Source organism: Bartonella sp. AD328YNZD (genome assembly GCF_042196425.1).
In genome coordinates, this window is the sequence record NZ_JBHIQG010000011.1 from 12193 (window position 1) to 22804 (window position 10612).

11 protein-coding genes are annotated in these 10612 nt (G+C 34.7%); 6 read left to right on the forward strand and 5 right to left on the reverse strand.

Annotation, left to right across the window (positions count from 1 at the left end):
* The 6 genes from rho to ACFIO3_RS01350 form a co-directional block, all read left to right on the forward strand.
* Nucleotides 1-1116 (forward strand): transcription termination factor Rho (rho, locus tag ACFIO3_RS01325; RefSeq protein WP_375704042.1); only part of this gene is annotated, 1116 nt, incomplete at its 5' end.
* 31 nt (nucleotides 1117-1147) lie between these two features.
* Nucleotides 1148-2455, forward strand: coding sequence for a tRNA uridine-5-carboxymethylaminomethyl(34) synthesis GTPase MnmE (mnmE, locus tag ACFIO3_RS01330; protein WP_375614918.1), 1308 nt, complete (start codon nucleotides 1148-1150; stop codon nucleotides 2453-2455).
* 105 nt (nucleotides 2456-2560) lie between these two features.
* Nucleotides 2561-4429 carry a tRNA uridine-5-carboxymethylaminomethyl(34) synthesis enzyme MnmG gene (gene mnmG, locus ACFIO3_RS01335; protein WP_375614919.1) on the forward strand — a complete coding sequence of 623 codons (1869 nt, stop codon included), beginning with the start codon at nucleotides 2561-2563 and terminating at the stop codon, nucleotides 4427-4429.
* On the forward strand, nucleotides 4429-5076 hold the full coding sequence (rsmG, locus tag ACFIO3_RS01340) for a 16S rRNA (guanine(527)-N(7))-methyltransferase RsmG (RefSeq protein ID WP_375607902.1): 648 nt from the start codon (nucleotides 4429-4431) through the stop codon (nucleotides 5074-5076). Before mnmG ends, rsmG begins: the two co-directional genes overlap by 1 nt.
* A gap of 6 nt (nucleotides 5077-5082) precedes the next feature.
* Nucleotides 5083-5880, forward strand: coding sequence for a ParA family protein (locus ACFIO3_RS01345; RefSeq protein ID WP_375606091.1), 798 nt, complete (start codon nucleotides 5083-5085; stop codon nucleotides 5878-5880).
* 40 nt (nucleotides 5881-5920) lie between these two features.
* Nucleotides 5921-6817, forward strand: a complete 897-nt coding sequence (locus ACFIO3_RS01350; protein ID WP_375607901.1) for a ParB/RepB/Spo0J family partition protein — start codon at nucleotides 5921-5923, stop codon at nucleotides 6815-6817.
* Between the two features lie 22 nt (nucleotides 6818-6839).
* Here ACFIO3_RS01350 and ACFIO3_RS01355 read toward each other — a convergent pair whose 3' ends face one another.
* The 5 genes from ACFIO3_RS01355 to ftsY all read right to left on the reverse strand — a co-directional run.
* Nucleotides 6840-7307: a hypothetical protein gene (locus tag ACFIO3_RS01355; RefSeq protein ID WP_375606089.1), complete on the reverse strand. Its 468-nt coding sequence runs from the start codon at nucleotides 7305-7307 to the stop codon at nucleotides 6840-6842.
* A 196-nt stretch (nucleotides 7308-7503) separates the two neighbouring features.
* A complete protein-coding gene (locus ACFIO3_RS01360) occupies nucleotides 7504-8001 on the reverse strand; it encodes a hypothetical protein (RefSeq protein WP_375606088.1) in 498 nt (165 codons plus the stop codon).
* Nucleotides 8002-8003: 2 nt separating this feature from the next.
* Nucleotides 8004-8765: a hydroxyacylglutathione hydrolase gene (gloB, locus tag ACFIO3_RS01365; RefSeq protein WP_375606087.1), complete on the reverse strand. Its 762-nt coding sequence runs from the start codon at nucleotides 8763-8765 to the stop codon at nucleotides 8004-8006.
* Between the two features lie 62 nt (nucleotides 8766-8827).
* Nucleotides 8828-9514 carry a septation protein A gene (locus tag ACFIO3_RS01370; protein ID WP_375606086.1) on the reverse strand — a complete coding sequence of 229 codons (687 nt, stop codon included), beginning with the start codon at nucleotides 9512-9514 and terminating at the stop codon, nucleotides 8828-8830.
* Nucleotides 9511-10612 (reverse strand): signal recognition particle-docking protein FtsY (gene ftsY / locus ACFIO3_RS01375; RefSeq protein WP_375695696.1); only part of this gene is annotated, 1102 nt, incomplete at its 5' end. The genes ACFIO3_RS01370 and ftsY, both read right to left, overlap by 4 nt.

The window sequence follows — 10612 nt, forward strand, 5'->3', positions numbered from 1 at the left end:
GAAATTATAGGAGAAGGTGTTGTCGAAGTTTTACAAGATGGATTTGGATTCTTGCGCTCTGCTGATGCTAATTATCTTCCTGGACCTGATGATATCTATCTTTCACCTGCACAAATACAGTCGTTTTCTTTAAAAACAGGCGATACAATTGAAGGCCCCATACGTAGTCCAAAAGAGGGAGAACGTTATTTTGCTCTCCTTAAAATTAATACAATTAATTTTGAAAAACCTGAAAAGATCCGTTATAAAATTCACTTTGATAATCTTACTCCCCTCTATTCAAATGAACGTTTTCAAATGGAAATACAAGATCCTACAGAGAAAGATATGTCATCACGTGTGATTGATTTGATATCTCCATTGGGAAAAGGACAGAGGGGACTAATTGTTGCACCACCACGGACGGGAAAAACAGTTTTACTTCAAAATATTGCTCATTCTATTACCACTAATCATCCTGAATGTTATCTCATTGTTCTTTTAATTGATGAACGACCAGAAGAGGTTACTGATATGCAGCGTTCAGTAAAAGGAGAAGTGGTTTCTTCTACTTTTGATGAACCTGCAATACGTCACGTACAAGTGGCAGAAATGGTCATTGAAAAAGCTAAACGTCTCGTTGAATATGGGCGTGATGTTGTTATTCTCCTCGATTCTATTACACGTCTTGGGCGTGCATATAATACAGTTGTTCCTTCTTCGGGTAAAGTTTTAACAGGTGGTGTGGATGCAAATGCCCTACAGCGTCCAAAACGTTTTTTTGGTGCAGCACGTAATATTGAAGAAGGCGGATCTTTAACCATTATTGCAACGGCTTTGATTGATACAGGAAGTCGTATGGATGAGGTTATTTTTGAAGAATTCAAAGGAACAGGTAATTCGGAAATTGTTCTTGATCGTAAAGTTGCTGATAAACGTATTTTCCCTGCTATGGATATTTTAAAGTCAGGAACGCGTAAGGAAGAACTTCTGGTAGAACGACAAGATTTACACAAAATTTTTGTTCTTCGTCGTATTTTAGCATCTATGAATGTAACTGATGCAATTGAATTTTTGATTGATAAATTAAAGCAAACAAAAAATAATAGTGAATTTTTTGATTCAATGAATACGTAGAGTCATTAAAGTTTTTATTAGGATAAAACCTGTGGATACAATCTTTGCTGTTTCGAGTGGATTGTTACCTTCAGGGGTTGCAGTCATTCGGCTTTCTGGTCCTCATGTTGTGGATATAGTTAAAACGCTTTGTGGTCGTTTACCTAAAGCACGTTTTATGCATTATGGAAATCTTACTGCTCGTGATGGTGGTTTTTTAGATTCTGGTTTAACTGTTTTTTTTCCTGCTCCTCATAGTTTTACGGGGGAGGATTGTGCAGAATTCCATTTACATGGAGGAAAAGCAGTCGTTAATCGTTTTCTCGATGAATTGTCAACATTTTCTGGATGCCGTATTGCAGAGGCAGGTGAATTTTCACGTCGCGCTTTTATGGAAGGAAAATTAGATCTTGTTCAAGCAGAAGGTCTTGCTGATTTAATAGAAGCAGAAACGGAAAGCCAACGGCGTTTAGCTGTTATGGGTACAAGTGGACATTTAACGACGCTTTATCGTGATTGGCGTCATAAGCTTATGAAGGCGCGTGCTTTTATTGAGGCAGAACTTGATTTTGTTGATGAAGCAGATATTCCCAACGCAATATCTGATAAAGTTTGGAAAGATGTTGAGGATCTTTGTACTTCTATTAGAGAATATATTACTGAAGGAGAACGTGCGAGTATTTTACGTGATGGATTAAAAATTGTTATTGCTGGTGCTCCAAATTCTGGAAAATCAAGCATTATGAATCGTCTTTCAGGAAGATCTGTTGCTATTGTAACGGAAGAAGCAGGAACAACCCGTGATGCTTTAGAAATGAGAATTATTCTTGGTGGTTTACCTGTTTTTTTAACCGATACTGCTGGTTTTAGAAAAACAGAAAATAAAATAGAACAGATGGGAATAGAAGTTGCTAAACAGCATGTTAGAGAAGCTGATTTGGTTATTTTGGTTTATGATATAGGAAATCCTAAGCAAGTTGATTTACCAGAAACATCGGCTGAAATATGGTGTGTTGGTAATAAGCTTGATCTTTATGAAAAAAATGATCAGCGTTGGTCTATACAATTTTCCGCATTAACTGGTTTAAATTTTGATTCTTTTATCAAAGAACTTGAATTATTTTGTCATCATCGTGGTTCTGAAATTGGAAATATTGTTCCAGCACGTAAAAGGCAACTTCAATTATTAAAAGAAGCTGTTAAAGAGATTGAGTTTGCTCTCAATTATCATTCTTTTGATCTCAGTTTACGTGCAGAACATCTCCGTCGTGCAAGTGATTTTCTTGGAAAAATTACAGGAGATATTGATGTTGAAGATTTGCTTGATATCATTTTTTCAGAGTTTTGTGTTGGTAAATAATGATTCACGTGAAACATTGATTATTTCATAGACAGATTATAAAGATTATGTAATTTATATCCTGTTTCACGTGAAACCTTAGAAATTTTCTACGGAATGAATTAAATGCGATCATATGATGTTATTATTGTTGGTGGTGGTCATGCTGGCTGTGAAGCGGCTTCAGCTTCAGCACGTGTAGGAGCCAAAACAGCGCTTGTTACACATAAAATATCAGCACTGGGAACAATGTCGTGTAATCCTGCTATTGGTGGTCTTGGAAAAGGGCATCTGGTTCGTGAAATAGATGCGTTAGATGGTCTCATGGGAAGAGCAGCAGATGCTGCTGGAATTCAGTTTAGACTTCTTAATAGACGTAAAGGACCGGCAGTAAGAGGACCACGGACACAAGCAGATCGACAACTTTATAGAGAAGCAATTCAAAAACTTTTAAAAGAACAAGAAAATCTTACTCTCATTGAGGATGAAGTACTTGATTTGGTTGTTAAAGATAATTGTGTATCAGGTGTAATTTTAAAAAAACAAGGAACAATTTTTTCTGGTGCTGTTGTTTTAACAACAGGTACATTTTTAAATGGCTTTATTCATATTGGTAATAAAACATGGGCTGCTGGTCGTATGGGAGATCAGTCAAGTGTGAAACTTGCTGAACATTTGAAAAAATATCATATAAAACTTGGACGATTAAAAACAGGAACCCCTGCTCGTCTGAGTAAAAAAACAATTGCTTGGGAAACTCTCCAAAAACAACAAGCAGATGAAAATCCCGTTCCCTTTTCTCTTTTAACAGAGAAAATTGAACAGCCACAAATTGAATGTGCAATAACGCGTACAAATGCACAAACACATAAAATTATTCGCGAAAATATCTATCGTTCTGCTTTATATTCTGGAAATATTGAAGGATTAGGACCACGTTATTGTCCTTCAATTGAAGATAAAATCGTTAAATTTGGAGAACGTGATGGACATCAGATTTTTCTAGAACCAGAAGGATTAAATGATGATACTGTTTATCCAAATGGTCTTTCTACTTCTCTTCCTGAAGATGTACAAATTTCTTTATTGAAAACCATTGAAGGATTGGAAAATGCTACAGTTTTGCAACCTGGCTATGCTATTGAATATGATTTTGTTAATCCTCAACAATTAACGAAAAGTTTGGAAGTACGCTCTTTACCAGGTTTGTTTTTAGCGGGCCAAATTAATGGCACAACAGGATATGAGGAAGCGGCAGCACAAGGTCTTTTAGCTGGATTAAATGCTGCACGCAAGGTAGGTAAATTAGATGAAATACTTATAAGTCGTTCTACTGCTTATATTGGTGTTATGGTTGATGATTTGGTTTCACGTGGTGTTTGTGAACCTTATAGAATGTTTACATCACGTGCTGAATTTCGTTTATCTTTAAGATCTGATAATGCTGATACGCGTCTAACACCTTTGGCAAAAGAATGGGGTATTGTGAGTAAAGTACGTTGGGATTATTATCAGAAAAAGCAAAAACGGCTTGATCAAGCACGATCGATATGTCAAAATCTCTTTTTAACACCTAATGAAGCTTCTGCTCATGGATTACACGTTAACCATGATGGAATTCGGCGTTCGGCTTATGATTTTCTTGCATATCCTCATATGACTGTAGAGCGTCTTTCACATTTATGGCCACAATTACAGGAAATTGATTCTAAAACAGTTGAAGCTTTAGAAATTGAAGCACAATATGCGGTTTATTTAGATAAACAAGCACAAGATATTGCCTCTCTTCAAAGAGATGAACGTTTAGAAATTCCTTCTTCTCTTAATATTGAGGCAATTTCAGGTCTTTCAAATGAACTTAAATCAAAAATTCAAGAAGTATCGCCTCGTTCAATTGCTGATGCACAAAAAATTGATGGCATGACTCCTGCCGCATTATCACTTATTATTACATATATTCAACGTCAACGGCGTGAAAAGGCTAAAACAGCTTAATGGATTTTTCTACAGAAAAAAAATATCAACAATTATTAAATATTATTCCTTCTGTTTCACGTGAAACGATGGAAAATTTAATGCAGTTTGAGTCTTTAATACTTCAATGGAATGCACATATTAATTTGATATCTGCTACAACTATACCAGATCTATGGACACGACATATTTTAGATTCAGCACAAATTTTTCCTTTGTATGCTCATTCTTTACATTGGTGTGATTTAGGATCAGGAGGAGGTTTTCCTGCAATTGTGATTGCTATCTTTTTGAAAGAAAAAAAAGCAGGACATATTAATCTTGTTGAAAGTAATGGGAAAAAAGTTGCTTTTTTGCGAACAGTTATTGCTCAACTTAATCTTCCAGCAACGGTTTATCACGCTAGAATTGAAGATATATATCAAAAAATTCCCATATCTGATATTATAACGGCACGAGGATTAGCGCCGCTTGATACTCTTTTACAACTCATTTTTCCTTTATTAACAGAAAAAACAATAGCTCTTTTGCAAAAAGGTCGGGATTACGCTACAGAAATAAAAAATGCCTCTGCCAATTGGCACTTTGATCTGTTAAAACATAAAAGTAAAGTTGATGAAAATTCTGTTATTTTGGAAATTTCTCATATTCGATCATATAGAGGGTAGAGCAAAATGAGCGAAACACGAATTATCGCTATTGCAAACCAAAAGGGTGGAGTCGGAAAAACAACCACAGCAATTAATCTTGCTACAGCTTTAGCGGCTATTGGTGAAAATGTCCTTATTATGGATGTTGATCCACAAGGTAATGCTAGTACAGGTTTAGGGATTGATCGTAATAGCCGTCCTTTATCTTCTTATGATGTTTTGGTTTCGGGCGTTTCAATTACACAGGCGGCTTTAAAAACAGCCGTACCCAATCTTTATATAGTTCCCTCTACACTTGATCTCTTAGGAGTGGAAATGGAAATTTCTTCATCAAAAGATCGCATACAACGCTTACGTAAAGCTCTCTATGATGATCCGGAAATGGAAAAAAAATTCAATTATGTTTTAATTGATTGTCCTCCTTCCCTTAATCTTTTAACACTTAATGCTATGGGGGCTGCGGATTCTGTTTTAGTGCCTATGCAGTGTGAATTTTTAGCACTTGAAGGTTTAAGTCAATTACTTGAAACAGTAAAACAAGTGCGATCCGTACTTAATCCATCTTTAGAGATCCAAGGTATTGTTCTAACAATGTATGATGGACGTAATAATCTTTCAAATCAAGTTGTTGAAGATGTACGCTCTTTTATGGGAGATAAAGTTTATCGTACTGTTATTCCACGAAATGTAAGAGTATCAGAAGCGCCCTCTTTTGGTAAACCTGTATTGCTTTACGATCTCAAATGTGCTGGAAGTCAAGCTTATTTGCGTCTAGCATCAGAAGTGATTCAACGTGAAAAACAAGCACGCGCTGCTGCTTAGAAATATAAAAAAATAATCTAAAAATTCAAAGAGAAAAATTATGAATGATGATCTCTCAAAAAAAAGACTAGGACGTGGATTAGCGGCATTGATTGGAGATATCAATTTAAACAATAATATTGCACGTTCATCAAGCTTTGATAAATTAAATGAATCCGGTAGTCTTTCTGAGCAATTTATTCCAATTGAATCTATTTCATGTAATCCTCATAATCCTCGGCGTCATTTTACTGAAACAGAGCTTGATAATTTGACACAATCAATTCGTCAACACGGTGTGGTTCAACCGATTATTGTAAGGCCTTTAAGAGATCATCCTCATCGGTTTGAATTGATTGCTGGTGAACGGCGCTGGCGTGCAGCACAACGTGCAAATTTAAACCAATTGCCAGTTATTATTCGCGATGTAGATGATAAAACGGCTTTGGAATTGGCAATTATTGAAAATGTTCAACGTGCAGATCTTAATCCTATCGAAGAAGCAAAGGGATATGAGATGCTTCTAAATGAACATGATTATACGCAAGTAGATTTAGCGCAAGTTATAGGAAAAAGTCGTAGTCATGTTGCAAATACGCTTCGTTTGTTAAAACTTCCAGAAAAAGTACAACAATTCTTAACTGATGGACAACTTTCCGCAGGTCATGCACGTTGTCTTATAACCGTTGATAATCCACAATATTTAGCTGAGAAAATTATTCGTGAAGGGCTTTCTGTACGTCAAACAGAAATACTTGCATATGAGCAAGCTAATCCTAAAACTAAAAAACGTACCAATTCGGAGAAAGATGCTGAAACAAAATCTTTAGAAAAATTACTTGCAGATGTGATAGGAATGAAAGTTATTATTCAACATGGTAAAAAAGGTGGAGATTTAAAAATACATTACTCTTCATTAGAACAATTAGATGAAATTTGTCGGCGTTTACAAAGTTAATCAATTGTTCTAAAAATGTTTTTTAACAGTTATCTTTTAAAATTTTTATTATTCTATACATATGCTCTTTAGCAAATTCTATATTGCTTGAAGGTAAAAAGTTTTTTTCATAAGTAGAATTTTCTTCATTAGTAAGTACATACAATGTCGCTTGAAGTGCTAGGTGAGCAACAACAAAATCTTTCGGTGTTATATTATTTTCTTTTAAAATATTCACAAGTTTTGGATTATTAGAAATATAGGCAGCGTATTTTTCAATATTATCATTATAAGTATTTAAATCACTTTTTTTATTCGTTTGTTCTGGTTTTGAATATAAATTTTTACATTCTATTTTGATTTTTTCCAGCTTTAAAAGAAGATCTTCTGTTAAGGGATAATTTGCAATGAAAGGCGATATAAAAGAAAGCTCATCTATTTCTTGTTTTTTTTCTTGAGCGTATGATGCAAAAGGAAAAATGAAGAAAAAGCACAATAGAAGTTTAAACATGACTAAAATTATCCTTTCTTTTTTGAATTTCAATAAATATTTTTTCGTCTGTTATTCTTTATTTTTAGAAAAACATTTGTTAAATGTAATCGAAATAAACACAATTATTAGGAATGATAAAAACACGGTGATTTTTTAATGCACGGACTTTTTTATTAGATTAATGGGATGATATTTTTTAATGTCTCATAGCTGATTAGTTGCTCAAAATGAGTTTTTCACAGCTATCTAAAAGAATTGTCGCTTTAAAAAAATGTTTTTTAACAAATTCAAGATTGTTTAGAAATATAGTATTTTTCTCAGTAGAATATTCCTTTTCAGGTACAAATATGAGAAGCGTTGATATTTCTTTAAGAGCTAAGGTTCCTGAAGCAAAATCTTTCGGTGTTATATTATTTTCTTTTAAAATATTTACAAGTTTTGGTTTACTAGAAATATAGGTAGTGTAATTTTCAATACTAGAATGGATACTAGAATCATAACTTATAAGATTATTTTTTGTTTCTGGAAGTAAATTTTTACATTCTTTTTCAATTTTTTCCAGCTTTAAAAAAAAATCTTCTGTTAAGGGATAATTTGCGATGAGAGATGATATAAGAGAAGAATTATCTGTTTCCTTTTCCTCTGCCCTTGTTAGTTGAATATGTATCACGAAAAGAAAAAGGAGGAACAAACGTAATACGAACTTAAGCATGGTTAAAAATTATCCTTTCTTCTTCGAATTTCAGCAAAGACTTCTTCATCTGTTTCTTCTTCCATTACAAGGTTTCTTCGCAACACACTATCATCCCAGCGGAGAAAGGGATTTGTTGTTTTTTCTTGCCCTAAAGTGACAGGAAGAGTCATGGCATTTTTTGCGCGCAGTAAAAAAACATCTTCTACTCTTTGCTGGAGTTTTTTATTATGTGGGTCAATTGTTAGCGCGAAAAGAGCGTTATTTTTTGTGTACTCGTGTCCACAATAGAGGAGTGTTTCATCGGGAAGTTTACGAAGTTTTTTTAAAGAATTTAGCATTTGTGCAGCTGTTCCTTCAAAAAGACGTCCACAACCAAGTGAAAAAAGTGTGTCTCCAGCAAACAGTAATTTTTTTTCAGAAAAATAGTAAGATAGCGCTCCTAGCGTATGGCCAGGTGTTGATAGAGCTAAAAGTGTGTGAGAACCAAAAAAAAGTTTCTCATCATGGTGAAGTGTTTGATCAAGATGATGAATCTTTTCTTTTTCTGCTTCTGGTCCAATAATTATAGCATTGTAAACTTGTTTTAATTCTGCTAGGGCTTCTACATGGTCGTGATGATGGTGAGTCACAAAAATAGTGTTAAGTGTCCAATTACGGCGCTTTAAAGCGTTATGAATCGCTTTGCTTTCTGGAGCATCTATTGCGGCTGTCATACCACTTTTTTCATCATGAATGAGCACACCAAAATTATCTTCTCGACAGATAAACTGTTCAATCAGCATGTTTTTTCTCCTGAACAGTGTTTCGCAATGAATCTATAAAATAATTTGTGATGGTAAGTTTTTTAAGAATCAGATTTGTCCTCTTCTGTAAAAAGTCCTTTTGAATGTTTTATAATGATAGGCATTTGGGTAAGCATGAAAAGGACTGTTATAGGCATGACGCCAAAAACTTTGAAACTCGTCCAAAAATTATCGCTAAAATTGCGCCAAATAATTTCATTCAAAAGAGCAAGAAAAATGAAAAAAAATGCCCAACGATAGGTCAATTTTTGCCAGCCTAAATCATCAAGTTTTAAGGTAGAATCAAGAGCATAACGCAAAAGGGGTTTTTTAAAAAACATTCCACCAAAAAGTATCAAAGCAAATAAGCTATTAATGATTGTTGGTTTCATTTTTATGAAAGTTTCATTATGAAGCCAGAGAGTTAAAAAACCAAAAACTAAAACAAATATTCCCGAAATAAGAGGCATAATAGGAATTTGTTTTGCAAGGATCCATGATAAGCTTAGAGAAATAATAATTGCTACCATAAAAATAGCTGTTGCAGGGAAAATAGGCTTGCTAAAATTTTGAAAAAATTCAATGTTTTTTATCAACCATTCTCCTTTATAATTAGCAAAAAAGAAGGCGACCAATGGTCCCATTTCTAAAAGAAACTTAAGTGTTGGTGAAAGGGGCGTTTTTTTATTGTTATTCACATTTTTTTCAGAATTATTATGTGAATTAGGGTTAGATAAAGGCTGTTTCATACATGTTTTCCTGCAATAGTTTCGGCAAAGTCAGAAGCAGAAAAGGGTTGAAGGTCTTCAATATTCTCTCCTATACCGATAAAATAAACGGGTAATTTATATTTTGCTGCGATAGCGACAAGAATTCCTCCTCGTGCTGTTCCATCCAGCTTTGTCATGACCAAACCATTAACACCAGCAATATCACGGAAAATGTCCACTTGGTTGAGTGCATTTTGTCCGGTCGTTGCATCAAGTGTTTGAAGGATTGTATGGGGCGCTTGGGGGGTGTGTTTTCTTAAAACACGAATAATTTTTGCTAACTCATCCATCAATTCAGATTTATTTTGTAAACGTCCTGCTGTATCAATAATTAATACATCACTGTTTGCTTTTTTTGCTTTCTCAAAAGCATCAAAGGCTAAACTTGCAGCATCTGCACCTAATTTTGTAGAAATAACAGGAGAATCAGTACGTTCACCCCAAATATGCAGTTGCTCAATAGCTGCGGCTCGGAAAGTGTCACCGGCTGCAAGCATAACTTTTAATCCCCCTGCTGTTAATTTGGCTGCAAGTTTTCCAATAGTTGTCGTTTTTCCAGTGCCATTTACACCTACTAGCAAAATAACATGAGGCTTATGGCTGAGATCAAGTTCTAATGGTATTGCAACAGGTTCCAGAACTTTTTTGATCTCATCAGCTACAATAGTATGAATGTCATCTGGAGAGAGGTCTTTTCCATAACGACTGGAAGCTAAAGTATTCGTGATGCGCGTTGCCGTTTCTACACCGAGGTCAGCTTGAATCAGAATATCTTCGAGCTCTTGCAGTGTAGCTTCATCAAGTTTTCTTTTAACAAAGAGGTCACTAATTGATCCGCTTAGGCGTTGTGAAGAAAGCGATAGACCTTTTTTAAGGCGTCCAAACCACGCTGTCTTTTTTTGTTCAACAAAGGATTCAGACAAAATTTCTTCATCCTTTTTTTCACGGATGGTGTTTGTGACAATAATTTTTCCATAAGGGGGAATTTTAACAGAAAGGGAAGCTTTATCAGAATGAGATTCTAAAGGTGGAGATTTTTCATCACACTTTGTAGGTGTTGACTTTTTATTTTTTGTT